Raw genomic sequence first — 24,803 nt, 5'->3', positions numbered from 1 at the left:
CGCGAACGCGGGGGAGGAGACGACGACCTCAGCGGTCGGGCCGTCGGCGACCACCTCACCCGCGGCCATGACGACGACCCGGTCGGCGCACTCGGCGACGAACTCGACGTCGTGGGTGGCGATCGCGACGGAGCGGCCGCGGTCGGCGAGGTCGCGCAGGGTCGTGGCGAGCGCGGCCTTGGCCGTGTAGTCGAGGCCGCGCGTGGGCTCGTCGAGGAGGAGGACGGGTGGGTCGGCGGTCAGCTGCACGGCGAGGACGAGGGCGAGCTTCTGCCCCTCGGAGAGGTCGCGGGGGTGCCGGTCGGCCGGTACGTCGGGGGCCAGCCGGGCGAGCAGCGCGGCGCACGACCCGGCGGGCATCGTGCTCTCGCGGTCGGCCTGGGCGCACTCGGCGCCGACCGACTCGAGGTACAGCAGGTCGGTCGCGCTCTGCGGCACGAGACCGACGCGGGCCCGGCGCTCGACCGGCCCGAGGGCGGCGGGGTCGAGGGGCTCCTCGTCCGGGCCGCCGACACGCACCCGCCCGGACGCCACGGCACCACTGCCCTGCAGTGCCCACAGCAGCGAGGACTTGCCGGAGCCGTTGCGCCCCATGAGCGCGGTGACCTCGCCGGCGTGCAGGTCGAGGTCGACGCCGGCCACGGCCACGACGTCGCCCGGGTGCCGGACGACGACGCCGGACGCCCGCAGGGCCGTGGCTCCCCGACCCGACCTACCGACCTCGGGACCGACATCGCTGTGCGAGAGGCGGGTTCGGAGGTCGCGAGCGGCCCGGCGGGCGTCGCGCACCGACAACGGGAGCGGCGACCACCCCGCCCACCGGCCGAGCTCGACGACCGGCGGCGCGATGTCGCTCGTCTCCATCAGCGCGGCGGGCGACCCGGCCGTCACGATGCCGTCGGGTGCGACGTGCACGACCCGGTCGGCGTAGTGCAGCACCCGCTCGACCCGGTGCTCGGCCACGACGACGGTGACGGCCAGGTCGTGCACGAGGCGGGTGATGGTGGCGAGCACCTCCTCGGCGCCGGTGGGGTCGAGGGCCGAGGTCGGCTCGTCGAGGAGGATGACGCGCGGGTGGGCGGTGAGCACCGACCCGATGGCCACCCGCTGCTGCTGCCCCCCGGACAGCTCGCGGAGGGCGGCACTGCGGAGCTCGGGGATGCCGAGCACGTCGAGCGTCTCCTCGACCCGCTTGCGCATCGTCGCGGCCGGCAGGCCGAGCTGCTCCATCCCGTAGGCGAGCTCCTCCTCGACGGTGTCGGTGACGAAGCCGGCGAGCGGGTCCTGCCCGACGACCCCGACGAGGTCGGCGAGGTCGCGGGGGCGGTGCTCGCGGGTGTCTCGGCCGTGGACGAGCACCCGGCCGTGCAGCGTGCCGCCGGTGAAGTGCGGCACCCGTCCGCACATCGCGCCGAGGAGGGTCGACTTGCCCGACCCGGTGCGTCCGACGACGAGGGCCAGCTCGCCCTCCTCGACGACGAGGTCGACGTGGCGCAGCACCGGGTGCCCGGCCCCGGACGGCACGACCGACACCGACTCGAGGACGATCGCGTGCTCGCTCACGTCGTCACCCCCACGGCCCCGCGGACGGCCACCCGGGGGCCGGGCGCGGCGGCTCGGGCGTGAGGAACGCGGGCAGCGCCGCGCCGAGCAGGCCGGCGACCCCGACGATCGGCAGAGCCGGGACCCCGAGGGGCTCGAGCGGCATCGCGAGGGCGTCGGGGCTCAGCCGGCCGACGAGGGTCATCCCCGCCGCGGCCGCGACGCCGCACCCCACGGTCAGCCACTCCGCACCGCGCCACGGGTCGGGCCGGTAGGTCGAGGTGCGCACGTGCCGGCCGCCGAGCCACAGGCCGAGCGCCGAGAGCGCGAGGCCGGCCACGAGGGTCGGCGTGCCGAGCAGTACCGGGGTGCTCGCGTCGAGGACCCCGTAGAGCCCGATGGCGCAGGCGAGCAACCCGACGAGGGCCACCGCCCCGGTCAGCCGGCGCTCGCGGGCCGGCGCGGCACCGGACCGGCCGTACCCGCGCGAGTCCATCGCCGCGGCGAGCAGCAGCGATCGCTCGAGGGTGTCCTCGAGGACCGGGAGGGCGATGCGGCGGACCGCCCGCAGCCCCCGGCCGGCGTCGCCGCGCAGCTGGCGCGCCCGACGGACCCGCTGCACCGACTCGGCGAGCTGCGGTGCGACGGACACCGACACGATGACGGCCGCCCCCACCTCGTGCAGCGCGCTGGGCAGGCTGCGCAGGAGGCGCTTGGGGTTGGCCAGGGCGTTGGCGGCCCCGATGCAGGCGATGATGACCGCGAGCCGCAGCCCGAGCACCGCCGCCCCGAGCAGGCCCTCGAGGTAGACGTCGCCGCCGAGCTGGATGCCGGCCGCCCACGACGGCAGGGTCGCCTCGGGCAGGGGCAGCAGCAGCGTCGAGCCGAGCTTGAGCCCGACGAGCACGTGCAGCACGAGACGCACGACGATGATCGCCAGCCCGAGCCACAGGTAGAGCCGGAAGGCCCGCGCCCACGGTGAGGAGCCGCGCCGGGCGGCGACGACGAGCGACGCGACGGCCAGCGCGAGCAGCAGCAGGAGCGGGTTGGACGTCGTGCTGACGGCCACGGCGAGCCCGACCGCCCAGCCCCACCACGCCGCCGGGTGGACGGCACGGGGGAGCGGACGGGTCACCGGGGCATCATCCCAGCCGGCTCAGGAGCGCCGGCGCCAGGCGGCGAACCCGGCACCGGACGCGACGAGCGCCACGAGCGCGCCGCCGGCCACGAGGGTGCCGGCGCCGGAGCCTCCGGCCTCGGTCGACGTGGGGGCGGCGGCGAGGGGCGTGGAGTCGTCGCCGGGCGTCCCGGAGGGGGACGCGGTGGGGTCGACTGTGCTCGAGGGTCCCGGGGAGGCAGTGGCCGAGGCCGACGGCGCGGTGCTGCCGGTCGGCGCGGCCGCCGACGTCGTCCCGCGCGGGGTCGAGCCCGCGGTGCTCCCACCGCCGGTCGGCTTGGGCCTGGCCGTCGGCTTCGACGGCGCGGGCGTGGGCTTCGGCTTGGGCTTGGTCGTCGGCGTGGACCGCGGGGTGGAGGTCTTCGCCGGCGGGGCGCTGCCCGGTGCGGCGCCGGACCCGAACGACCAGCCCTCGACCGACCCCGGCTTGGGGTCGTAGCTCGCGGCGCCGAGGCTGCTGTAGGACCACGAACCGCCGCGTGCCGCGTGGAAGTAGGCCCAGTAGGCGCTGGTCGGCGGGGTGTTGACGCACGGGTCGCTGGCCGGGGCGCCGTCGATGCGACACACGAACCCCGGCTGGCGCTGCACCTGCTTGACCGAGAAGCCGGCGGCCTGCAGCGCGGCGAGGCCGGACGACGGGTCACCGGGGGCGCAGCGGATGCTCGTCGAGGACCCGAAGTCGACGACGACGGTCACCCCGGACGTCCCGGTGCACGCGGCGGCCTGGGCGGGCACCGCCCCCGCGACGAGCCCGGCCGTGGCCAGGCCCGCCGCGGCAGCGGCTGCGGACAGTCGGGTGACGAGACGGCGCATCAGGCGTGCGCCCCCCGCCGGCGGGAGGCCACGACGGCGAGACCGCCGACGAGCAGCAGGGCCAGCCCGACGAGGACCGGCAGCAGCGGGTCGGTGCCGGTCTGGGCCAGCGCGCCGGCCGGTGCGGCCGCCACGGGCGTGCTCGACGGGGAGCCACCGGCGCCGGCCGTGGTGGTCGGGTCGCTCGTCGGCTCCGTGGTGGCGGTGGGCGTGGTCGTCGGCGTGGCCGTGGCACAGGTCAGGGACGGCGCCTCGGCGTCGGCGCCTGTGGCCGTCACCGACCCGAGCGGGACCCCGGCGAGCGCCAGGAGGGCCTGCGAGGAGGAGCGCCGGTCGGGGTCGGTGGGGACCGCGGTCGAGCCGTCGGCCACCTTGGCGTCGTAGGCCGCCTGGTCGTAGGCGATGCCGCCGCGCACGGCAGCCGGGAACGAGCAGCCGTACTGGAGGGCGACGAGGTAGCTCGCGGCCGACCGGGCCTGGGCGGTGCGTCCCCCGGCGAGGAAGGCCTGCCCGGCGAGGCCGGTCGTGTTGGCGTTGCCGGACGAGGAGCCGACGGCGCCGCCGACACCACCGGTCGGGCGCTGGATGGAGGCGAGCTGGTCGAGGCCGGCCGTGACCGCGGCCTGCTGTCCACCGACGGCGAGGAGGGCCTGCACGGCCATGGCGGTGGCGTCGGCGTCGGCGTCGGTGTCGCTCGTGCAGCCGGCGTCGGACATCGAGATCTGGAACCCACCACCCGGGCACTGCTGGGCGACGAGGTAGGCGCGGGCCTGCGTGCTGACGGTGACGCCGGCGCGGGTCAGGCCGATGAGGGCGAGGGACTGCCCGAAGACGTTGGAGTTGTCACCGTACTGCGACACGTCGGAGAACCGGCCGCTGGGCTTCTCCAGTCCCCGGAGCGTGGCCACGAGGTCGGTCCCGCCGAACGCGGTGGGGTCGACTCCCTGGGCGACGGCCACGTTGAGCAGCTTCGCGACAGGGCCGGCGGCGATCTCCGCAGGGTCGCCGAAGCCGACGTAGTCGACGACGTGCTGGGAGAGGGTGCGGGTCGCGGCGGTCGCCGCGTCCTGCCCCGAGCCGGCGGCGTCAAGCGCGAGCACGAAGTCGGCCACGACGCCGTACTGCGGGTACTCCACGCCGGAGAAGACGATGGGCAGGGTGTAGTTCGTCGAGACGAGCTCGCGCTCGAGGTAGTCGGCACCGACGAGCACAGGGTCGGTGCTCGTCGCGGGCCCTGCGGCTGCGCGCACGCCGAAGCGCGCGGAGTCGCCGCCGGGCACGAGCCCGCCCGGCCGCGAGGGGCGGGGCGAGGCCGGGGAGGAGGCGCTCGAGGACGGGGAGGGCGTGGCGGTGGCCGACGGCGAGGGCTCGGCGCTCGGGGTGTCGGTGGGCGACGGCGTCGCGGTCGGCTCGGTGGCGCTCGGGGTGGCGCTGGCGGACGGGGAGTCGCTGGCCGTGGGGGTGGGCGTCGCGTCGTCGGCGCGCGCGGCCGTGGGGGCGCCCACGAGGACGACGGCCGTGAGCAGGGCACCGAGCGCGCGGGCACCGGGGCGGAGCGTGGTGGGGGACATGGGGCCTTCCTTGAGCGGTTCGGGTCGAATGCCCGAACCACCGGGGAACCCCGGCACTCGGGCTCCGCCCCGCGTTCCTCGACGGGTTGATGGAGCCGCTCGCGCCTGATGGGCATTCCGACTCGCCACCCTCGCGGGTGACCTACGGCTGCGGGACAGCGCCGGACTTCGACCGGCTTCCCCCAGACAGGTGCGTGTGGGTGCCGCCCTCCGGGGGCGACGACCGCGATGCTACCTGCTCGGGAACTCGGTCGGAACCACGCACTCACCGCCGGTAGACTCCCGGGCACAGGCGCTCGAGCCGTCATCAGCGGTGAGCCTCCGGAAGAACGGGACGCGTGCGTCCTCACTAGACCCGGACGTCGGGGTCACGTCACGACCTGGTGCAAGAGCGGTCGCCCCCGGGCGGCAAGCGAGGTGGTACCGCGGTGGTCACCGGTCACGAGCCGGAGCCCGTCGTCCTCGGCAGAGCACGAGTCGACGACCCGCAGGAGCAGCACCGTCATGACCTACCCCAGGGTGTCCACCACCGGCGACCACACCGGTGAGTCCTTCGGCGTCCCCGCGAGCCCGCGCTTCCCCGAGGTGGAGGAGGCGGTGCTCGCCCACTGGGCCGCCGACGACACCTTCCGCGCCTCGGTCGAGCAGCGCGACCCCGGAGCGCGCGGCGAGAACGAGTTCGTCTTCTACGACGGTCCGCCCTTCGCGAACGGCCTGCCGCACTACGGCCACCTGCTGACCGGCTACGTCAAGGACGTCGTGCCGCGCTACCAGACGATGCGCGGGCGGCGGGTCGAGCGACGCTTCGGCTGGGACACCCACGGCCTGCCCGCCGAGCTGGAGGCGATGCGGCTCAACGGGATCAAGACCACCGACGAGATCCTCGAGCTCGGCATCGAGAAGTTCAACGCCGCCTGCCGCGACTCGGTGATGAAGTACACGGGGGAGTGGCGCGAGTACGTCACCCGCCAGGCCCGCTGGGTCGACTTCGACAACGACTACCGCACGATGAACGCCGACTACATGGAGTCGGTCATCTGGGCCTTCAAGTCGTTGTACGACAAGGGGTACGTCTACGAGGGGTTCCGCGTCCTCCCGTACTGCTGGAACGACGAGACGCCGCTGTCGAACCACGAGCTGCGGATGGACGACGAGGTCTACCAGAACCGGCAGGACCCCTCCGTCACGGTCGGCTACCTCCTCGACGACGCCGGCACCGACCCCGTGCTCGACGGCGCACACCTCCTCGTGTGGACGACGACGCCGTGGACCCTGCCGAGCAACCTCGCGGCGATGGTCGGCTCCGACATCGACTACGTCGTCGTCGAGGCGCCCGTGCCCGGTACCGAGACGACCGCGCGGTACGTCCTCGCCGACGCCCGCCTGCAGGCCTACGCGCGCGAGCTGGCCTCCGCCGAGGGCGAGTTCACGGTCGTCGGCCGGTACAAGGGCGCCGACCTCGTCGGCCGCGCCTACACGCCGCCGTTCACGTACTACGCCGGCCACCCGAACGCCTTCCGCATCGTCGCCGCCGACGACGCCGTCACCACTACCGACGGCACCGGCGTCGTCCACACCGCCGGCGCCTTCGGTGAGGTCGACAAGGAGGTCACCGACCGCGAGGGCATCGAGGCGGTCATGCCGGTCGGCAAGGACGGCCGCTTCACCGCACCGGTCGCCGACTACGAGGGCGTCCAGGTCTTCGACGCCAACGCGCTCGTCATCGACCACCTCCGCGCGGCCACCCGCGGCGAGGGCCCGACCGGCTCCGTGTCGCCCGGCACGGTGCTGCTGCGCCGCGAGTCCTACGACCACAGCTACCCGCACTGCTGGCGGTGCCGCGAGCCCCTCATCTACAAGGGCGTCGAGTCCTGGTTCGTCGAGGTCACCGCGTTCAAGGACCGGATGAGCGAGCTGAACCAGCAGATCACCTGGGTCCCCGAGCACGTCAAGGACGGCCAGTTCGGCAAGTGGCTCGAGAATGCCCGCGACTGGTCCATCACGCGGAATCGGTTCTGGGGCAGCCCGGTCCCCGTGTGGAAGTCAGACGACCCGGCGTACCCGCGCATCGACGTCTACGGCTCGTTCGAGCAGATGGAGGCCGACTTCGGCGACCTCCCGCGCGACCGGGACGGCAACCCCGACCTGCACCGGCCCTTCGTCGACGAGCTGACCCGCCCCAACCCCGACGACCCCACGGGCCGCTCGACGATGCGCCGGGTCACCGACGTCCTCGACGTCTGGTTCGACTCCGGCTCGATGTCGTACGCCCAGGTGCACTACCCGTTCGAGAACGCCGACTGGTTCGGCGGCACCGAGAGCGAGGACGCGCACTTCCCGGCGGACTTCATCGTCGAGTACATCGGCCAGACGCGCGGCTGGTTCTACACGCTGCACATCCTCGCGACGGCCATCTTCGACCGGCCGGCGTTCGAGAACTGCATGAGCCACGGCATCGTCCTCGGCAACGACGGCCAGAAGATGAGCAAGTCGCTGCGCAACTACCCCGACGTGCGCGAGGTGTTCGACCGCGACGGTGCCGACGCGATGCGCTGGTTCCTCATGGCCAGCCCGATCCTGCGCGGCGGCAACCTCGTCGTCACCGAGGAGGGCATCCGCGAGGGCGTGCGCCAGGTCATCCTGCCGCTCTGGAACTGCTGGTACTTCTTCTCGCTGTACGCCAACGCGGCCGACGACGGGGTGGGGTACGAGGCGCAGTGGTCCACCGCGTCCACCGACCCGCTCGACCGCTACCTGCTCGCCAAGCTGCACGACCTCGTCGGCACCGTCACGGCGCAGATGGACGCCTACGACGTGCCGGGTGCGTGCGAGTCGGTGCGCGGCTTCGTCGACGGCATGACCAACTGGTACATCCGTCGGTCGCGGGAGCGGTTCTGGGACACCGGGTCCGGTGACTCGTCGGCTGCACGGGGCGCGTTCGACACGCTCTACACGGCGCTCGAGGTGCTGACCCGCCTGGCGGCACCGCTGCTGCCGCTGCTCACCGAGGAGGTCTGGCGGGGCCTCACCGGCGGCCGCTCCGTGCACCTCGCTGACTGGCCCTCCGCCGACGACCTCCCGGCCGACGACGCCCTGGTCGCCGCGATGGACCAGGTGCGCGCGGTCTGCTCCACCGGCTCGTCGCTCCGCAAGGCCGAGGGCCTGCGGGTGCGCCTGCCGCTGCGCGAGCTCACCGTCGTCACCGCCGACCCGGCCGGCGTCGAGCCGTTCACGGGCATCGTGCGCGACGAGCTCAACGTCAAGGACGTCAGGGTCCTCGACGTCGCCGACGCCCACGGCTCGGACTTCGGCATCAGCCAGCGGCTCACCGTCAACGCCCGCACGGCCGGCCCGAGGCTCGGGCGCGACGTGCAGACGGCCATCAAGGGCTCGAAGTCCGGCGACTGGTCGGTGGCCGACGACGGCACCGTGACGAGCGGCGGGCTGGCCCTGGTCGAGGGCGAGTACGCGCTCGAGACGGTCGTCGAGGGCGGCTCCGGTGGCTCCCTCGCCACCGCGATGCTGCCCGGCGGCGGGTTCGTCGTGCTCGACACCGAGGTCACGCCCGAGCTGGCCCGCGAGGGCATCGCCCGCGACCTCGTCCGCGCGGTCCAGCAGGCACGCAAGGACGCCGACCTCGACGTCTCGGACCGGATCCTCCTCGAGGTCTCCGGTGACGTCGAGGTCGAGGCGGCGGTCGAGGCGCACCGCGGGCTCCTGGCCGGCGAGACGCTCGCCACCGAGGTCACGGCGCTCATGGCCCCCGACGGCGAGCGGGTCACCGTCGTCACGGTCGGCGACGGCCACAAGGCGCACGTGCGGGTCACCCGCCGGTGAGCCACCCGGGCGGCGGCACCAGCGGGCTGACGTGGCCCGCGGTGCCGCCGGCCGCCGGTCGGGTGCGGCTGCGCGCCTTCCGGGACGCGGACCTGTCGATGGTCCTGGACCTCGCGACCGACCCCTACGTGCCACGGATCTCCACGCTGCCGGCCGGCGCCGACGAGGAGGCGGCGCTGGCGTACATCGCGCGGCAGCACGGGCGGCTCGCCGAGGGTCTCGGCTTCAGCTTCTGCGTGGCCCTGGCCGACCACGACGCAGCGGTCGGCACCGCCGGGCTGTGGGTCGACGACCTCCGGCACGGGCGCTTCCGGGCGGGCTACACCGTGGCGCCGTCCCGGCGTGGTCGGGGACTGGCCACCGACGCGCTCACGGCCCTCACCGGGTTCGCGTGGACCCCGAGGTCGCGCACCGGGTGGAGCTGTACGTCGAGCCGTGGAACGCCGCCTCCCTCCGCGTTGCCGAACGGTGCGGCTACGAGCGGGAGGGCCTCCTGGCCGGCCACCACCTCATCGGGGAGCGCTGGTGCGACATGGTCCTGCTCGCCGCCGTCCGTCCCTGAACCCCATCCCCTGGAGTCGAGTGCGGAAGTGGTCGCCCGGGCGACCACTTCCGCACTCGACCCGGCGAGGAGAGCGCCGGTCAGGTCGTGGTCGGCAGGCCCGCCGCCCGCCACGCCGCGAAGCCGCCCTCGACGTCGGTGGCGCGCCGCACCCCGACGTCGAGGAGCGCGGCGGCCGCCAGCGAGGAGGTGTAGCCCTCCTGGCAGAGGACGAGGACGCGCAGGTCGTCGTCGGCCATCGGCAGGGCGGCGTCGCTCGTCGGGTCGAAGCGCCACTCGAGGACGTTGCGCTCCACGACCAGCGCGCCCTCGACCTCGCCCTCGGCCGCGCGCTGGGCGGCGGGGCGGATGTCGACGAGCACGGCTCCCGCGGAACGGACCTCGTCGGCCGCCTGCTGCGGTGTGAGGCGCTCGAGACGGGCCCGCGCAGCGGACAGGAGGAGGTCGATGCGGCTCGTGGTCACGGTCACCACTGTGCCGCAGTGCGGGTCGCGATGGCCTCGAGCACCCCGTCGCGGTCCTCGTAGTCGGTCATCACGGCGAGCCTCGGCGCGTAGACGTGCAGCGAGACCGCCGGGTCGGTGCCCTCGTTCGTGACGCGGTGGACGTAGTCGGGACCGAAGGCGTGCGAGGCGCCACGGGCGTGGATGCGCCGGGTGCCGCGGACCACCCCGTGGCGCGCGGTGCGCTCGACGAGCGCGCCCTGGAGCACGACGAAGGCGCCGGCGCTGCCGCCGTGGTCGTGCCACGGGGTGCCCTGGCCGGGCAGCCAGGTGAGCAGCCACGCCTCGTGGTCCCCACCGGCGATGAGCCGCCGGTAGTAGCGGCTGACCGGGTCGAAGTCGAGGTGCGGGCGCCACAGGGTGTCGTCGGCGGCGAGCCGGCGGGCCGTGCCGAGCGGGCTGGTCGTGGGGGAGGTGGTGCGGGGGCGGGTGGTCGGTCGGGCGATGACGCTCATGGGAGGGGTCCTTCGGGAGGGCGAGCCGGGTGCATGGGGTGGCCACGGGCCGTGGAGGGCCGGGCGGAGGGGGCGACGCGGGGAGCGGTCAGCGGGGACAGCGACACCGCGCCGTCGGCAGGGCCGGGCGCAGGGTGGTCGGTCGGTGCGAGCTCACGTCTCGACCCTAGAGTGACGTCGTCACGTTATGCAAACCATAACGTCACGTTCTGAGACGGTGCGGCCGGTCGCAGCCGTCGCCCTAGGGTGAGGAGGTGTCCGAGCCTGCCCGTCGCGTCCCCGGCGACGTCCTCGTGCACCTGCGGCGGGCCAGGGACCGCATCGACCGGCACTTCGCCGACGAGCTGGACCTCGACCTCCTCGCCGCGACCGCGCGGCTGAGCAAGTTCCACTTCCTCCGCTCCTTCGCGGCCGTGTACGGCACGACGCCCGTGGCCTACCTCGGCGAGCGGCGCGTCGAGCGGGCCCAGGACCTCCTGCGGACGACGAACCTCACGGTCACCGAGGTCTGCCACGCGGTGGGGTACTCCAGCCTCGGGTCGTTCTCGGCGCGCTTCCGCGAGATCGTCGGCGAGACGCCGAGTGCGTTCCAGCGCCGCTACGCCGTGCAGGGCGCGCCACGCATCCCCGGCTGCTGGGTCTTCATGACCGGGCTCGTCGAGCGGCGGGACGGTGCGCCGGAGCCGAGCAATCCGGGAGAAGCACCCGGCTGAGGCGGGCTCGTAGCGTCGAGCCATGATCACCAACGTCTCCCTCGTGTCCGTCTGGGTCAAGGACCTCGACGAGTCCCTCGCCTTCTACACCGACGTCCTCGGCTTCGCACCCGGCGACGACATCACCCTCGGGGAGGACTTCCGCTGGGTGACCGTGACCCACCCCGAGCAGCCCGAGCTCTCCCTCCACCTCACGACCCCCAGCAAGCCCCTCTCCGACGACCTCATCGCCGCGATGCAGCGCGCCCAGCTCGAGGGCGGCCTGCCGGGCGTCGGCCTCCACGTCGACGACTGCCGGCGCACCGTCGAGGAGCTCAAGGCCAAGGGGGTGGAGTTCCTCCAGGAGGCCGAGGACCGCCCGTACGGGGTCGAGGCCCTGATGCGCGACAACTCCGGCAACTGGATGGTCCTCGTCGAGCCACGGGAGTTCACGCCCGAGGACTTCGGTGGCGTCCCGCCCACGTGACCCGGCGCAGGGGGTGACGCCGGGCGCGACAGGGGCGTAGCGTCCGGGCGGCACCGCGCGCACTCCCGGCGGGCGGGCAGCCCCAGGAGGAGCCGTGGACCCAGCACCCGTCGAAGGGGCCCGGTCGTTCCAGCGGCCCGGTGAGGTCTACGACCGGTTCATGGGCCGCTACTCCCGCGCCCTCGCGCCGGAGTTCGCCGACGCCGCCGGGGTGGCCCCCGGCGCCACCGCGCTCGACGTCGGCTGCGGGCCGGGTGCGCTGACGGGCGTCCTCGTCGAGCGCCTCGGGGCCCCGTCGGTGACCGCCGTCGACCCCTCCGAGCCGTTCGTCGCCTCCTGCCGGGCCCGCCACCCCGGGGTCGACGTGCGCGTGGGGCGGGCCGAGCACCTGCCCGTCGACGACGCCGCCCACGACCTCGCCCTGGCCCAGCTCGTCCTGCACTTCACGTCCGACGCCGCCGCGGCCGCCTCCGAGATGCGGCGCGCGGTCCGCCCCGGGGGCGCCGTCGCCGCCTGCGTCTGGGACTTCTCCCACGGCATGGAGATGCTCCGGCTCTACTGGGACTCGGCGCTGGCCGTCGACCCCGACGCGCCCGACGAGGCCCGCACGCTGCGCTTCGGCCGGGCCGGCGAGATCGTCGAGCTGTTCACCGCCGCCGGGCTGGTCGACGTCGAGGAGACGACGCTCTCCGTCTCCTCCACCTACGCCGACGTCGACGAGCTGTGGAGCGGCTTCCTCGCGGGGATCGGGCCGGCCGGGACGCACTGCCTCTCGCTGTCCGACGACGACCGGGCCCGCGTGCGCACCGAGCTCGAGGAGCGACTGGGCCACCCGACCGAGTCCTTCACGCTGGGTGCCGTCGCGCGCTGCGCGGTGGGTCGCCGCCCCGCCTGACGGGCGGCGGAGCCGCGCACCGCCTCGCCCGCCGGATGCGGGAGGATGGGCCGGTGAGCCCTGCACCCGATGCCGCCCAGCGCGAGGCCGCGCACGCCCTCCAGGTCCGCAAGCGGATGCGCGAGGTCGAGGAGGCGATCCTCGCCCGCGCCCCCGAGCACGACCTCGAGCCCTCCCTCGACCGCATCCGCTCGGTCATGGAGCTCGTCGGCGAGCCGCAACGCACCTTCCCCGTCGTCCACGTCACGGGCACCAACGGCAAGACGAGCACGTCGCGCATCATCGAGTCGATCCTGCGCGAGATGGGGCTCAAGACAGGCCGGTTCACGAGCCCGCACCTGCACTCGATGCTCGAGCGGATCGCCGTCGGCGGCCGTCCGGTCGACGCCGAGCGGTTCCTCGCCGCGTACGACGACGTCATCCCGTTCATCGACTCCGTCGACGCCCGCTCCGCCGAGGCCGGCGAGCCCCGGATGACCTACTTCGAGGTGCTCGTCGCGGTCGCCTACGCGGCCTTCGCCGACCTCCCGGTCGACGTCGCCGTCGTCGAGGTCGGGATGGGCGGTGCGTGGGACGCCACGAACGTCGTCGACGCCCCGGTCTCGGTCATCACGCCCATCGACGTCGACCACCGCTACTTCCTCGGCGACACCCCGAGGAGATCGCCGGCGAGAAGTCGGGCATCATCAAGCCGGACGCCATCACCGTCTCGTCCGTGCAGCCCGACGTCGGGGCCGCCGAGGTGCTCGTCGAGCGTGCCGCCGAGGTCGGCGCACGGATCGTGTTCGAGGGCAACGACTTCGGTGTCACCGCGCACGACGTCGCCGTCGGTGGCCAGCAGATCTCGCTGCGCGGCCTGGCCGGCGAGTACCCCGACCTGTTCCTCCCGCTGCACGGCGCGCACCAGGCCCAGAACGCCGCCGTCGCCGTGGCCGCCGTCGAGGCCTTCGTCGGTGGTGGCGAGCAGCCCCTCGACATCGACGTGCTCCGGGCCGGCCTGGCCGCCGTCGAGTCGCCGGGGCGCCTCGAGATCGTCCGGCGCAGCCCCACCGTGCTCGTCGACGCCGCGCACAACCCGGCGGGTGCCCGCGCCCTGCGGACCGCGCTCGACGAGGCCTTCACCTTCGTGCGGCTGGTCGGCGTCCTCGCGGTGATGAAGGACAAGGACGCCAACGAGATGCTCGAGATCCTCGAGCCGGCACTCGACGAGGTGGTCGTCACCCGCAACAGCTCGCCGCGCTCGATGCGCGCCCGCGAGCTCGGGGACCTCGCCGTCGAGGTCTTCGGCGAGCACCGGGTCACCGTCGTCGACGACCTGCCCGACGCGCTCGACCGGGCCGCGGGCCTGGCCGACGAGGGTGGGGTCGCGGGCGGCGTGCTGGCCACCGGGTCGGTCGTCACCGCCGCCGACGTGCGGCTGCTGCTCGGCACCACCGACGTCTGAGTCGGGCTGCGGCGCAACGGGTCAGAGCCAGCCGGCGTCCCGGGCCACGCGCACCGCGTCAGCGCGGTTGCGGGCCGTCGTCTTCCCGATGGCCGCGCTGAGGTGGTTGCGCACCGTCCCCTCCGACAGGTGCAGGGTGCGGGCCAGCTGGGCCACCGTGGCCCCGGACTCCGCGGCCCGCAGGACCTCGGTCTCGCGCGGCGTGAGTGGCGAGTCGCCGAGGACGAGCGAGTCGGCGGCCAGCGCCGCGTCGACGACCCGCAGCCCCGCGTGCACCCGGCGCACGGCGTCGGCGAGGGCGTGTGCCGGGGTGTCCTTGACGACGAAGCCCGAGGCCCCGGCCTGCATCGCGCGCCGCAGGTAGCCCGGCCGGCCGAACGTCGTGACGACGAGCACCCGCACCCCGGGGTGCTGCTCGCGGACCCGGGCCGTCGCCTCGATGCCGTCGGTCCCCGGCATCTCGACGTCCATGAGCACGACGTCGGGCTCGGTCTCGGCGACGAGCCGCAGCACCGAGTCGCCGTCCTCGGCCTGCCCGACGACCTCGAGGTCGGGCTCGAGGTCGAGCAGCGCGGCGAGCCCACCCCGGACGAGGGCCTGGTCGTCGGCGAGGACGACGCGGATGGGGGTCATCAGTCGGGTCCGGCGGCGGTGGGGAGACGCGGATCTCGAACCCCCGCGGGTCGAGCCGGCGGGCCGTGAGGGTCGCGCCGGCGTCGCGCGCCCGCTCGGCGAGCCCGGTGAGGCCGTGGCCCGCGGCGCGTCCCGCCGGGCCGAGGGTCGGCACCCGACCGTCGTCGGCGAGCCGCAGGCCGGCCCCGTCGATGGTCACCGTGCACGTGCTCGCGCCGCTGTGCCGGATGACGTTGGTGACCCCCTCGCGCACGGTCCAGGCGTAGAGCTCGCGCAGGTCGGGGGCGATGCCGTCGACGACGCGCGGGAGGTCGGACTCGATGCCCGCCGACTCCAGGGCGGCCCGGGCCCTCGCGATCTCGCCGGCCAGCGAGATCTCACGGAACCCTTCGACCGCCCGCGCACGTCGGCGAGCGCCTCGCGGGCCAGCCCCTCGACGGCCTCGACCTCCTCGCGCGCCCGCACGGGGTCGAGCTCGACGAGACGGGCGGCGAGCTCGGCCTTGATCCGGATGACGGTCAGCGAGTGGCCGAGGATGTCGTGCAGGTCGCGGGCCACCCGGTTGCGCTCCTCCTCGACGGCCAGCCGGGCGTTCTCGCGCTGGGCGACGGCCAGGTCGCGCGAGCGGCCGACCGCGATGGTCATGCTCGTCACCGCGATGACGGCGACCGCGAGCCCGAAGACCAGGCTGCTGTCGCGGTCCCAGGAGTCGAGCCGGTAGGCCGCCAGCTCGTAGCCGCCGCCGAGGGCGACGGCGGCGACGAAGGGCCACCAGCCGGTGAGCGCCCAGATGCCCGAGATCGCGAGGAAGACCCACGTGGCGGCGGCCGACCGCCCCACGAGGACGGTCGCGGTCGCGGCGCACACGGCGAGCCCCGCGTACCGGAGCATGCCCGGCCACTGAGGTCCCGGGGAGGGGCGGAAGCCGGTGCGTCCGAGCGACGGCAGCGGGGTGATGAGGAAGTGCCACGCGTAGAGGCCGGCGAACACCACGAGGGACACCACTCCCAGGCCGCCGCGCAGGCGGTTCGGCTCCTGCCAGGCGGCGACGAACGGGTCGGCCAGGTAGAAGAGCCAGATCAGCGCGATGACCCGACCGGCGGTCCGGCCGGTCGGGCCGACGGGTGCGACGAGACCGTCCTCGCCCCAGCCGCCCTCGCGCGTGCGCTCGCCCACCTCCACAGCGTGTCAGACCCGCTGGGTGTCGCGGCGGAACCGCCACACGGCACCGAGGGCGAAGAGGACGCCCCACACGACGAGGTTGGCGATCCAGCCCGGTTCGAAGGCGTCGTGCGTGCCCTCGGTGGTCAGGGTCAGCGGCCAGTGCGCCATCTGGCTCAGGCCGTAGATCGGGGTGAACTGCGCGATCCGACCGTAGAGCGAGTCGGTGGGCAGCGGGCCGGAGAAGAGGCCGCCGAAGATCGCGAGGATGGCCAGCAGCGGGCCGAGGAACTGCATCGCGTTCTCGCTCGGGAGGAGGTAGCCCATGAAGAGGCCGAACGCCGCGAAGGTCAGCGACCCGACGACGATGACCAGGGCCATCTGCCACCAGGGCGCCATCGACGCGATGTGCGCGGTGCCCGAGACGCGCCCGACGACGAAGGTCACGAGGCACGCGGCGGCCCCGAGGACGACGGCGACGAGCATCTTCACGAGGACGTGGGAGAGCGGACGCATCGGGGTGAGGCGCAGCTGCCGGCTCCACCCCGCCGCGCGCTCGATGGACACCGAGGCCCCCGCCGAGGTGGTGGCCATGACCGCCCCGTAGACGGCCATGCTCGCCATGACGTACGCGCCGACGTTGGCCACGGCGTGCGGGCCCATCGAGTCGTCGGAGCCGGTGATCTGGCTGCCGATGAACACGAGCATCACGGCGGGGAAGACGAAGGTGAAGACCAGCGTGCGCCGGTTGCGCATCAGGCGGCGCATCTCGATGCGCAGGATCGTCGGGTTGAGCAGCGGTGAGCGGGTGGCGGGCCGGCGGTCGAGCTCGGCGGGGGAGGACGTCATCGTCGGTCTCCTGGTGTCGGGTGGTCGTGGGGTCGGGTGGTCGGCGGCGGTCACGCCGACGTGGTGTCGGTGGTGAGGGCGACGAAGGCGTCCTCGAGGCTGCGCCCGGCGACCTCGAGGTCGCGGGCGGCGGTGTGGGTGAGCAGGTGGCGGGCGACGGCGTCGCTGTCGGTCGTCACGACGTGGACCCGGGAACCGGACACCTCGACCGAGGTCACGCCGGGGAGGGCCTCGAGGGCGGTGACGTCGGCTCGCTCGAGCGTGACGGCGACGGTGCGTCCGGAGGTCAGCGCCCCGAGCTCGGCGGGCGTGCCGTCGGCGACGACGAGGCCCTCGCGGACCACGACGACGCGGTCGGCGTAGGTCTCGGCCTCCTCGAGGTAGTGCGTCGCGAAGACGACGGTGCGGCCCTGCTCGGCGTCGGCGCGGATGGCGCTCCAGAAGGCGCGGCGGGCCGAGACGTCCATGCCCGTCGTCGGCTCGTCGAGGATGAGCAGCTCGGGGTCGGGCACGAGCGCCATCGCGAAGCGGGTGCGCTGCTGCTCGCCCCCGAGCAGGCGCCGAGGCGGCGGTCCTGCAGGTCGGTGAGGCCGGCGGCGGCGAGCACCTCGTCGACCGGGCGGGTCGCCGGGAAGAGGGCGGCGGTGTACTCGACGCTCTCGCGGACGGTCATGTCCTTGAGCAGCCCGCCGCTCTGGAGCACGGCCGAGACGAGGCCGCGCTCGACCGCCTCGCGCGGGTGCAGGTCGAGGACGGAGACGTCACCGTCGGTCGGCGTCGTCAGGCCGAGGACCATGTCGATGGTCGTGGTCTTGCCGGCGCCGTTCGGCCCGAGGAAGGCCAGGACCTCGCCGCGGCGGACCGTGAGGTCGATGCCACGGACGGCCTGGACGTCGCCGAAGTGCTTGGTCACGGAGCGGAGGGTGATCGCGTTCATGACATCCACGGTGTCGCCGAACCCGATCCCGCGCCCCCGACGCCGGTCACGAAGGCGTCGTGACGGATGTCAGGGGTCGCCCGCGCGACGGCGCCGGCAAGGACACGGTCGGACATCACCGCGCAGGGTGCGGCGGGTCCGGTGCCGCCGCGCACCTACGCTGGGTCCATGAGCCCCCTGTTCAAGGTCGTCCTCCTCGTCGCCGTGGTGGTGGCCGTGTGGTTCGTCGTCCGGGCCGTCCGCGCGGGTTCCGGACCCTCGCTGGGCTCGCACGTCAGCTTCATGCCGGTCGAGGAGCTGCCCGAGCGGGCGCGCCAGGCCATCGACGTCCAGCTCGCGCAGGACCAGCTCATCGGGGCGGTCAAGCTCTACCGCGAGGCCACGGGGGCCGGGCTCAAGGAGTCGAAGACCGCCGTCGAGACCTACCGGTGGAAGCACGGCGGGGGCGCCCGGTGAGGCTGCCGCTGGTCGGCACGCAGGGCAAGTTCACCTTCCGGCTGCTCGCGGTGGCCCTCGTCGGGCAGGCCGTCGTCCTGTCCTTCTTCGCCCTCGTCGTGCGGGCCCTGGCCATCGCCGACGGACGCTCCGACGGCGGGCGCCTGCTCTGGGTCGGCCTCGGGCTGGCGGTGCTCGCCGTGGTGGCCGCCGGGCTGATGCGCGGGCCGCTGGGCCTCCCGCTCGGCTGGCTCGTGCAGGTGCTCACGTGGGCGAGCGCGGTCCTCGTCCCGGCGATGGTCGGGGTCGCGGTCGTCTTCACCGGGCTCTGGGTGCTGCTGCTCGTGCAGGGCACCAAGGTCGACGCGCTCGACGCCCGACGCGCGTCCGAGGCGGCACCGGCCGCGGACTAGGCTGGGCGTTGTGACAACAGAACGCTCGCTCGTCCTCGTCAAGCCCGACGGCTTCGCCCGCGGCCTCACCGGTGAGGTGCTGCGCCGCATCGAGGCCAAGGGGTACACCCTCGTCGCCCTCCAGGTGCTGACGCCCGACCTCGACCGCCTCCACGTGCACTACGAGGAGCACGTCGGCAAGCCGTTCTTCGAGCCCCTCTGCGAGTTCATGTCCAGCGGCCCCGTGACCGCGGTCGTCATCGAGGGCGAGCGGTGCATCGAGGGCTTCCGGGCCCTCGCCGGCGCCACCGACCCCACGAAGGCGCTGCCCGGCACCATCCGCGGCGACCTCGGCCGGGACTGGGGCAAGAAGGTCCAGGAGAACATCGTCCACGGCTCGGACTCCCCGGAGTCGGCCGCCCGCGAGATCGGCATCTGGTTCCCCGAGCTCTGAGTCCCTCGGCCGCGCGGACCGCGCGCGCGAGGGGCGCAGGGGCCTCATCAGCCCCGTGAGTCACACCAGCCACGCGGATGCCGTGGCGCCCCCGCCGTCACCGGCGTTGCGTCACCGACCCGTCCCGACGCCGACCTAGCCTGCTCGGCATGACTGGGTGGTCGGCGGGCTGGGTCCGGGGGAGGGACCTCGCGATCGACCTCGGCACCGCGAACACCGTCGTCTACGAGCGCGGTCGCGGGGTGGTCCTCGACGAGCCGTCGGTCGTCGCCGTGCGGGCCGGCACCGGCCAGCTCGTCGCGGCCGGCCGGCGCGCCAAGGACATGCTCGGCCGCACCCCCGAGACCGTCACCGCGGTGCGCCCGCTGCGCGACGGCGTCATCTCCGACGCCGACGTCACCGAGCGGATGATCCGCTGGTTCGTCGACCAGGTCGCCCCCTCCCGGCTGGTCCGCCCGCGCGTCGTCGTCTGCGTCCCGAGCGACATCACGAGCGTCGAGCGCCGGGCCCTCGAGGACGCCACCCTGCGCTCCGGCGCGCGCCGGGTCTTCGTCATCGAGGAGACGATGGCCGCCGCCATCGGGGCCGGCCTGCCGGTGGACGAGACCCGCGCCTCGATGGTCGTCGACGTCGGCGGGGGCACGACGGACGTCGGGGTGATCAGTCTCGGCGGCATCGTCACCTCGCGCACCGTGCGGATCGGCGGCGACGAGATCGACGAGGCGATCGTGGCGCACGTGAAGTCCGAGTACTCGCTGCTCCTCGGGGAGTCCAGCGCCGAGCAGCTGAAGATCGGGGCGGGCTCGGCCTTCCCGCTGCGCGAGGAGCTCTCCGAGCGGGTTCGCGGGCGCGACCTCGTGACCGGCCTGCCGAAGACCGTGACCATCGGGTCGGCCGAGGTGCGGCGGGCCATCGAGACGCCCGTGGCGCAGGTCGTCGAGCTGGTCCGCACCGTCCTCGACGTCTGCCCGCCCGAGCTCGCCGGCGACGTCGTCGACCGCGGCATCGCGCTGACCGGCGGCGGGGCACTGCTGCGCGGCCTCGACGAGCGCCTCTCCCACGAGCTCGGCGTCCCGGTGCGGGCCGCCGAGGACCCGTTGCGTGCCGTCGCCCGCGGGGCCGGCCGCTGCGTCGAGGAGTTCGGCACCCTCGAGCGCGTCCTCGTCGACACCCGGCGGCCGTGAAGCGCCGGCTCGCGCCACGCCGGCTCGCGCCGCGCCGGCTGGCCGTGGCCGCCGTCGCCCTCACCGCTCTGCTCGTGCTCGCCGACCTCTCCGGGGCCGTCGACCTGCGCCCCGTGCGGGTGCTGGCCGCGGCCGGGCTCGGTCCGCTCGAGCGGGTCGCCGGCCCGGGGGACGACGAGGCCTCGCGGCTGCGGGCCGAGAACACCCGGCTCGCGGCGCAGGTCGCCGAGGCCGACCGCCGGCTCGCCGAGACCGCGGACGCCCGGACCCTGCTCGCCGACCCCTCCGTCGACGGGATGCCCCTCGTGCTCGCCCGGGTCGTCGGCGTGGGGGCGCCGGGACCCGCCGGGCCGGAGCGGGTCACGCTCGACGTGGGCTCGCGCGACGGGGTCGAGGTCGACCGCACGGTCGTCGCCGCCGGTGGGCTCGTCGGGCGGGTCGTCAGCGTGGCGCCGTGGACCTGCGACGTGCTGCTGCTCGGCGGGCCCGACCTCGCCGTCGGGGTGCGGGTCGGCTCGTCCGGGGTGCTCGGCGAGGCCTCGGGCTCGGCGGCCGACGGCGCGCCCGACCCGTCACCGGGCCGCCTGTCCCTCGCACTCGTCGAGCGCGGGTCGATGGCCGTCGGCGACCCGGTGACCACCCTCGGCAGCGCCGGTGGCCGCCCGTTCGTCGCGGGCGTGCGGGTCGGCACGGTGACCTCCGTCGAGCCCGCCGCGGGGCGCCTCGCGGCCACCGGCACGCTCACCCCGGCGGTCGACCCCGCCACCCTCGACGTCGTCGCCGTGCTCCTCGGGGGTCCGCGCAGCACCCCGCGCCCGACCGCCACCGGAGGCGGCTGATGGGCCTCGTCGGTGCGCTGGTGCGCGGGGCGGCCCTCGTCGTCGCGGGGGTCGTGGCCGTCACGCTCGGCGCCCGGCACGTCGCCCCCGTGCCCGACCTCGTGCTCGTGCTCGTCGTCGCCTGGGCGCTCTGGCGCGGGCCGGTCGCCGGGGCGGTCGCGGGTCTCGTCGGTGGCTGGGTCCTCGACCTCGTGCCGCCGGGTGCGGAGGTGCTCGGCCTGCACGCCCTGGCCTACGCCGCCGCCGGGCTGCTCGTCGGGCGCACCCGGGTGCCGGGACCGGTGGCCGCCCCCGGGTCGGGGCCCTCGCGCTCGCGGCGTCGGTGCTCGTCGAGGGCGTCGACGTGCTGCGCGCCCTGACCGTGCGGGCGCCCGTCGACCTGCCCGAGGTCGGGGTGCTCTGCCTCCTCACGGCCACGGTGGCCGCCCTCCTCGTGCCGCTGGTCGTCGGTGCCGAGCGGGCCGTCGTGCGGCGGCGGTTCGGGTGAGGCGGGGTCGGACGGTGCCCGGCGCCGGGACTTGTCGCGCCGGCACGCACCACGGGCGCCTGCTGGCGCTCGTCGGGGCGGTCGTCCTCGTGTTCGCGGGGCTCGTCGGGCGGCTCGGCCAGGTGCAGCTCGTCGGTGCCGCCGGGTTCACCGCCGAGGCCTCGACCCTCGACACCCGCACGCTCGTCGTCCCGGCCCTGCGCGGACGCATCCTCGACCGCGCCGGACGGGTACTCGCCGACAACCGGGTCAGCACGGTCGTCACGCTCGAGCGGCGGGTCATCGCCGACGACCGTCCACGAGCCGAGGACGAGGTCCGTTCCGTCGCAACGGTGCTCGGGCTCGACGCTGATGACCTGCTCGCCCGCACCCACCTCTGCGGCGAGCCCGGCGCCCCGGCGGCCCCGGCGTGCTGGTCGGGCTCGGCGCAGGTCCCCGTGCCGCTGGCCACCGACGTCGACCCCGCCCGCGCGCTGACCCTCGTCGAGCAGCCCGACCGGTTCCCCGGCGTGGCCGTCGAGTCGGCGCCGGTGCGCGTCTACCCCGGCCCGAGGGTGCCGGGGCCGCCCAGGTGCTCGGCTACCTCGGGCAGGCCGCACCCGCCGACCTCGCCGCCGACCCCGCGCTGGCCGCCGACGACCTCGTCGGGCGGGCCGGGCTCGAGCAGCAGTACGACCGCGAGCTGCGCGGGACCCCGGGCCGCACCGTCGTCGCCGTCGACGCGCGCGGCCTCGTCACGGGCGTCGTCTCGCGCACCGAGCCCGTGCCCGGCCGCGACCTCGTCACCTCCCTCGACGCCGTCGTCCAGGCCTCGGCCGAGCGGGCGCTCGCGACCGAGATGGCGAAGGCCCGCACGCGCGGCTGGCCCGCCGACTCCGGAGCCGTCGTCGTCCTCGACCCGCGCTCGGGCGCCGTCGCGGCCCTGGCCAGTGCCCCCGGCTACGACCCCAACGTGTGGACGGGCGGCATCTCGGCCGCCGACTACGCCGCGCTCACCGACCCGCGAGCGGGGACGCCGCTGCTGTCGCGGGCCACCGACGTCGGGTTCGCGCCGGCGAGCACGATGAAGCCCGCCTCGGTCGCGGCGGCCGTCCGGGCCGGCAACTCGCTGTCCGGCCGGTACGACTGCCCGGCCGTCTACCGCATCGGCGACCGCGACTTCCACAACCACGAGACGACCGCGCACGGCCTCATCTCGCTGCGACGGGCGGTCGAGATCTCCTGCGACACCGTCTTCTACGCGATCGCGCAGCGGGCGTGGCAGCGCGAGGGCGGGGTCTCGGCCGCCCCCACGACGCCCGACCCGTTCGTCGACGTCGCCCGGGGGCTGGGCCTCGGCTCGCGCACCGGCATCGACCTGCCGCACGAGTCCGCCGGCCGCGTGCCCGACCGGGCGTGGCGCCAGGCGACGTGGGAGGACCAGCGCGGCGAGCTCTGCCGCCGGGCGCGCACGGGCTACCCGGAGGTGGCCGACCGCGAACGACGGACCTTCCTCACGGAGGTCGCGCAGGAGAACTGCGAGCACGGATGGCAGCTGCGGGCCGGTGACGCCGCGAACTTCGCCATCGGCCAGGGCGACGTCCTCGCGACACCGCTGCAGATGGCCGTCGCGTACGCCGCGATCGCCGACGGCGGCACCCTGCGCACGCCTCGGGTTGCGGCGGCGCTGCTCGACCCGCGGACCGACCAGCGCTCCGACCTGGCCGCCGGGCCCACGCGACGGGTGCCCGTCGCCGCGAGCACGCTGCGGTACCTGCGCGGGGCGCTGGTCGGCGTGACGACCACCGGGACGGCGGCCGGCGTCTTCCGGTCCGTGCCGGCCGACTGGAAGATCGCCGGCAAGACGGGAACCGGCGAGGTCGTCGGGAAGCGGGACACGTCGTGGTTCGTCTCCTACGCGCCGGCGCAGCGCCCGCGCTGGGTCGTCGCCGCGGTGGTCGCCCAGGGCGGCAACGGCGGCTCGACGGCGGGGCCGGTGGCCCGTGCGGTGCACCTCACGCTGCGCGGCCTGGGCTGAGCGACGGAGCCGGCCGCCGCCCCGATAGGCTGGCGTTCATGGCTGACTTCGACGTCGTGGTGCTCGGTGCTGGTCCCGGTGGGTACGTCGCGGCGATCCGCGCCTCCCAGCTCGGCAAGAAGGTCGCGGTCGTCGAGAAGAAGTACTGGGGCGGGGTGTGCCTCAACGTCGGCTGCATCCCCTCCAAGGCGCTCATCAAGAACGCCGAGCTCGCCCACACGCTCCAGCACGACAAGGCGCTCTACGGCATCGAGGGCGACGCGACGATGACGTACGGCGTCACGCACGCCCGCTCGCGCAAGGTGTCCGAGGGCATCGTCAAGGGCGTCCACTTCCTCATGAAGAAGAACAAGATCGAGGAGATCGACGGCTGGGGCACGCTCACCGGCGCCACCTCGATGGACGTCGCGCTCAACGACGGCTCGACGCGGCAGCTGACCTTCGACCACCTGATCATCGCCACCGGTGCGGTCACCCGGATGCTGCCCGGCGTCGAGGTGAGCCAGAACGTCGTCACCTACGAGGAGCAGATCCTCGACGAGAACCTGCCCGGCTCGATGATCATCGCCGGCTCGGGGGCCATCGGCGTCGAGTTCGCCTACGTCATGAAGAACTTCGGCGTCGACGTCACCATCGTCGAGTTCCTCGACCGGATGGTCCCGACCGAGGACGAGGAGGTCTCCAAGGAGCTCCTCAAGCACTACAAGAAGCTCGGCGTGAAGGTGATGCTCGGCACCAAGGTCGAGTCCGTCGAGGACACCGGCTCGGGTGTGCGCGTGACGGTCTCGCCGGCCCAGGGCGGCGACCAGCAGGTGCTCGAGGCCGACAAGCTGCTCTCGGCCATCGGCTTCGCGCCGCGCACCGAGGGCTTCGGGCTCGAGGCCACGGGCGTCCAGCTCACCGAGCGCGGCGCCATCGCCATCGACGAGTACGGCCGCACCAACGTCGAGAACGTCTACGCCATCGGCGACTGCACCGCGAAGCTCATGCTCGCGCACGTCGCCGAGGCGCAGGGCGTCGTCGCCGCCGAGCACCTGGCCGGCGCCGAGACGATGCCGGTCGAGTTCGACTTCATCCCGCGCGCGACCTACTGCCACCCGCAGATCGGCTCGTTCGGCTACTCCGAGGCCCAGGCGAAGGAGAAGGGCTACGACGTGAAGACGGCGAAGTTCCCGTTCTCCGCGAACGGCAAGGCGATGGGCCTCGGCGACGCCGTCGGCTTCGTCAAGATCGTCGCCGACGCCGAGCACAACGAGATCATCGGCGCCCACATGATCGGCCCCGACGTCACCGAGCTGCTGCCCGTGCTGACCCTCGCCCAGAAGTGGGACCTCACGGCCGACGAGGTGTCGCGCAACGTCTTCGCGCACCCGACGCTGTCCGAGGCGGTCAAGGAGGCCGTCGAGGGCATCGCCGGCCACATGATCAACCTCTGAC

24 protein-coding genes, 5 pseudogenes and 1 riboswitch are annotated in these 24,803 nt (G+C 74.6%); of the genes and pseudogenes, 18 read left to right on the top strand and 11 right to left on the bottom strand.

The window, feature by feature from the left end; genetic code table 11:
* Positions 1-156: 156 nt before the first annotated feature.
* The 4 genes and pseudogenes from G7075_RS09210 to G7075_RS09195 form a co-directional block, all read right to left on the bottom strand.
* A pseudogene (locus tag G7075_RS09210) lies at positions 157-1,500 on the bottom strand (ABC transporter ATP-binding protein); the annotation flags it as partial.
* Positions 1,501-1,567: 67 nt separating this feature from the next.
* Positions 1,568-2,677, bottom strand: coding sequence for an energy-coupling factor transporter transmembrane component T (locus G7075_RS09205; protein WP_166121231.1), 1,110 nt, complete (start codon positions 2,675-2,677; stop codon positions 1,568-1,570).
* Positions 2,678-2,698: 21 nt separating this feature from the next.
* Positions 2,699-3,532, bottom strand: a complete 834-nt coding sequence (locus tag G7075_RS09200) for a hypothetical protein (protein WP_166121228.1) — start codon at positions 3,530-3,532, stop codon at positions 2,699-2,701.
* The gene (locus G7075_RS09195) at positions 3,532-5,103 is read right to left on the bottom strand and encodes an LPXTG cell wall anchor domain-containing protein (RefSeq protein WP_166121226.1); all 1,572 of its coding nucleotides are present in this window, start codon (positions 5,101-5,103) and stop codon (positions 3,532-3,534) included. Before G7075_RS09195 ends, G7075_RS09200 begins: the two co-directional genes overlap by 1 nt.
* Positions 5,104-5,213: 110 nt before the next feature.
* A riboswitch (cobalamin riboswitch) is annotated at positions 5,214-5,286 on the bottom strand.
* A 321-nt stretch (positions 5,287-5,607) separates the two neighbouring features.
* Here G7075_RS09195 and ileS point away from each other — a divergent pair.
* The 3 genes and pseudogenes from ileS to G7075_RS21085 all read left to right on the top strand — a co-directional run bounded on the left by ileS (position 5,608) and on the right by G7075_RS21085 (position 9,502).
* The gene (gene ileS, locus G7075_RS09190; RefSeq protein ID WP_166121223.1) at positions 5,608-8,940 is read left to right on the top strand and encodes an isoleucine--tRNA ligase; all 3,333 of its coding nucleotides are present in this window, start codon (positions 5,608-5,610) and stop codon (positions 8,938-8,940) included.
* Positions 8,941-9,038: 98 nt separating this feature from the next.
* Positions 9,039-9,278: pseudogene (locus tag G7075_RS21090) on the top strand (GNAT family N-acetyltransferase); the annotation flags it as partial.
* A gap of 53 nt (positions 9,279-9,331) precedes the next feature.
* On the top strand, positions 9,332-9,502 hold the full coding sequence (locus G7075_RS21085; RefSeq protein ID WP_240917994.1) for a GNAT family N-acetyltransferase: 171 nt from the start codon (positions 9,332-9,334) through the stop codon (positions 9,500-9,502).
* A gap of 80 nt (positions 9,503-9,582) precedes the next feature.
* Here the strand turns inward: G7075_RS21085 and G7075_RS09180 are convergent, their stop codons facing one another.
* Positions 9,583-9,966: a rhodanese-like domain-containing protein gene (locus G7075_RS09180; protein WP_166121220.1), complete on the bottom strand. Its 384-nt coding sequence runs from the start codon at positions 9,964-9,966 to the stop codon at positions 9,583-9,585.
* A gap of 2 nt (positions 9,967-9,968) precedes the next feature.
* Entirely contained in the window at positions 9,969-10,460 is a 492-nt protein-coding gene (locus G7075_RS09175) for a cysteine dioxygenase family protein (RefSeq protein WP_166121217.1), read from the bottom strand.
* 254 nt (positions 10,461-10,714) lie between these two features.
* Here G7075_RS09175 and G7075_RS09170 point away from each other — a divergent pair, with 254 nt between their 5' ends.
* The 4 genes and pseudogenes from G7075_RS09170 (at position 10,715) to G7075_RS09155 (ending at position 13,978) form a co-directional block, all read left to right on the top strand.
* A complete protein-coding gene (locus G7075_RS09170) occupies positions 10,715-11,173 on the top strand; it encodes a helix-turn-helix transcriptional regulator (RefSeq protein WP_166121215.1) in 459 nt (152 codons plus the stop codon).
* Positions 11,174-11,195: 22 nt separating this feature from the next.
* Complete coding sequence (locus G7075_RS09165) at positions 11,196-11,639, top strand: VOC family protein (protein ID WP_166121212.1); 444 nt, start codon at positions 11,196-11,198, stop codon at positions 11,637-11,639.
* Positions 11,640-11,733: 94 nt separating this feature from the next.
* A complete protein-coding gene (locus G7075_RS09160; RefSeq protein WP_205860668.1) occupies positions 11,734-12,534 on the top strand; it encodes a class I SAM-dependent methyltransferase in 801 nt (266 codons plus the stop codon).
* Between the two features lie 35 nt (positions 12,535-12,569).
* Positions 12,570-13,978 (top strand): annotated as a pseudogene (locus tag G7075_RS09155) (folylpolyglutamate synthase/dihydrofolate synthase family protein).
* Between the two features lie 21 nt (positions 13,979-13,999).
* Here G7075_RS09155 and G7075_RS09150 read toward each other — a convergent pair.
* The 5 genes and pseudogenes from G7075_RS09150 to G7075_RS22685 form a co-directional block, all read right to left on the bottom strand.
* Positions 14,000-14,611, bottom strand: coding sequence for a response regulator transcription factor (locus G7075_RS09150; protein WP_166121209.1), 612 nt, complete (start codon positions 14,609-14,611; stop codon positions 14,000-14,002).
* Positions 14,612-14,806: 195 nt separating this feature from the next.
* Complete coding sequence (locus G7075_RS09145; protein WP_166121206.1) at positions 14,807-15,787, bottom strand: histidine kinase; 981 nt, start codon at positions 15,785-15,787, stop codon at positions 14,807-14,809.
* Positions 15,788-15,799: 12 nt separating this feature from the next.
* Positions 15,800-16,621, bottom strand: a complete 822-nt coding sequence (locus tag G7075_RS09140; protein ID WP_166121203.1) for an ABC transporter permease — start codon at positions 16,619-16,621, stop codon at positions 15,800-15,802.
* Between the two features lie 50 nt (positions 16,622-16,671).
* Positions 16,672-17,142, bottom strand: a complete 471-nt coding sequence (locus G7075_RS22690; RefSeq protein ID WP_371814274.1) for a hypothetical protein — start codon at positions 17,140-17,142, stop codon at positions 16,672-16,674.
* Positions 17,143-17,151: 9 nt separating this feature from the next.
* A pseudogene (locus tag G7075_RS22685) lies at positions 17,152-17,465 on the bottom strand (ATP-binding cassette domain-containing protein); the annotation flags it as partial.
* Between G7075_RS22685 and G7075_RS22680 the strand changes: the two are divergent.
* The 11 genes and pseudogenes from G7075_RS22680 to lpdA all read left to right on the top strand — a co-directional run bounded on the left by G7075_RS22680 (position 17,361) and on the right by lpdA (position 24,802).
* The gene (locus G7075_RS22680; protein ID WP_371814273.1) at positions 17,361-17,621 is read left to right on the top strand and encodes a hypothetical protein; all 261 of its coding nucleotides are present in this window, start codon (positions 17,361-17,363) and stop codon (positions 17,619-17,621) included. The pseudogene G7075_RS22685 and the gene G7075_RS22680 sit on opposite strands and share 105 nt — an antisense overlap.
* Positions 17,622-17,726: 105 nt before the next feature.
* A complete protein-coding gene (locus G7075_RS09130) occupies positions 17,727-18,014 on the top strand; it encodes a hypothetical protein (RefSeq protein ID WP_166121201.1) in 288 nt (95 codons plus the stop codon).
* Positions 18,011-18,406 (top strand): DUF4233 domain-containing protein, encoded by a 396-nt coding sequence (locus G7075_RS09125; RefSeq protein WP_240917991.1) that lies wholly within the window; start codon positions 18,011-18,013, stop codon positions 18,404-18,406. The genes G7075_RS09130 and G7075_RS09125 overlap by 4 nt, the downstream gene beginning before the upstream one ends.
* A gap of 10 nt (positions 18,407-18,416) precedes the next feature.
* Positions 18,417-18,839: a nucleoside-diphosphate kinase gene (ndk, locus tag G7075_RS09120; protein ID WP_166121198.1), complete on the top strand. Its 423-nt coding sequence runs from the start codon at positions 18,417-18,419 to the stop codon at positions 18,837-18,839.
* A 149-nt stretch (positions 18,840-18,988) separates the two neighbouring features.
* Positions 18,989-20,023, top strand: coding sequence for a rod shape-determining protein (locus G7075_RS09115; RefSeq protein WP_166121195.1), 1,035 nt, complete (start codon positions 18,989-18,991; stop codon positions 20,021-20,023).
* Positions 20,020-20,862, top strand: coding sequence for a rod shape-determining protein MreC (gene mreC / locus G7075_RS09110; protein ID WP_166121192.1), 843 nt, complete (start codon positions 20,020-20,022; stop codon positions 20,860-20,862). Before G7075_RS09115 ends, mreC begins: the two co-directional genes overlap by 4 nt.
* Positions 20,862-21,221, top strand: coding sequence for a rod shape-determining protein MreD (mreD, locus tag G7075_RS09105; RefSeq protein WP_166121189.1), 360 nt, complete (start codon positions 20,862-20,864; stop codon positions 21,219-21,221). Before mreC ends, mreD begins: the two co-directional genes overlap by 1 nt.
* Positions 21,206-21,349, top strand: coding sequence for a hypothetical protein (locus G7075_RS09100; protein WP_166121186.1), 144 nt, complete (start codon positions 21,206-21,208; stop codon positions 21,347-21,349). Before mreD ends, G7075_RS09100 begins: the two co-directional genes overlap by 16 nt.
* A pseudogene (locus G7075_RS21075) lies at positions 21,346-21,834 on the top strand (penicillin-binding protein); the annotation flags it as partial. The gene G7075_RS09100 and the pseudogene G7075_RS21075, both read left to right, overlap by 4 nt.
* Before the next feature lie 86 nt (positions 21,835-21,920).
* Positions 21,921-23,366 (top strand): penicillin-binding transpeptidase domain-containing protein, encoded by a 1,446-nt coding sequence (locus tag G7075_RS09095; protein WP_166121184.1) that lies wholly within the window; start codon positions 21,921-21,923, stop codon positions 23,364-23,366.
* Between the two features lie 38 nt (positions 23,367-23,404).
* The gene (gene lpdA, locus G7075_RS09090) at positions 23,405-24,802 is read left to right on the top strand and encodes a dihydrolipoyl dehydrogenase (protein WP_166121181.1); all 1,398 of its coding nucleotides are present in this window, start codon (positions 23,405-23,407) and stop codon (positions 24,800-24,802) included.
* Position 24,803 lies beyond the last annotated feature (1 nt).

The sequence above is a fragment of the Phycicoccus sp. HDW14 genome, assembly GCF_011383005.1.
In the GTDB taxonomy this organism is placed as follows: Bacteria; Actinomycetota; Actinomycetes; order Actinomycetales; family Dermatophilaceae; genus Phycicoccus.
Note: the sequence above shows the minus strand (reverse complement) of the source record. Positions and strands in the feature narration are given on the sequence as shown.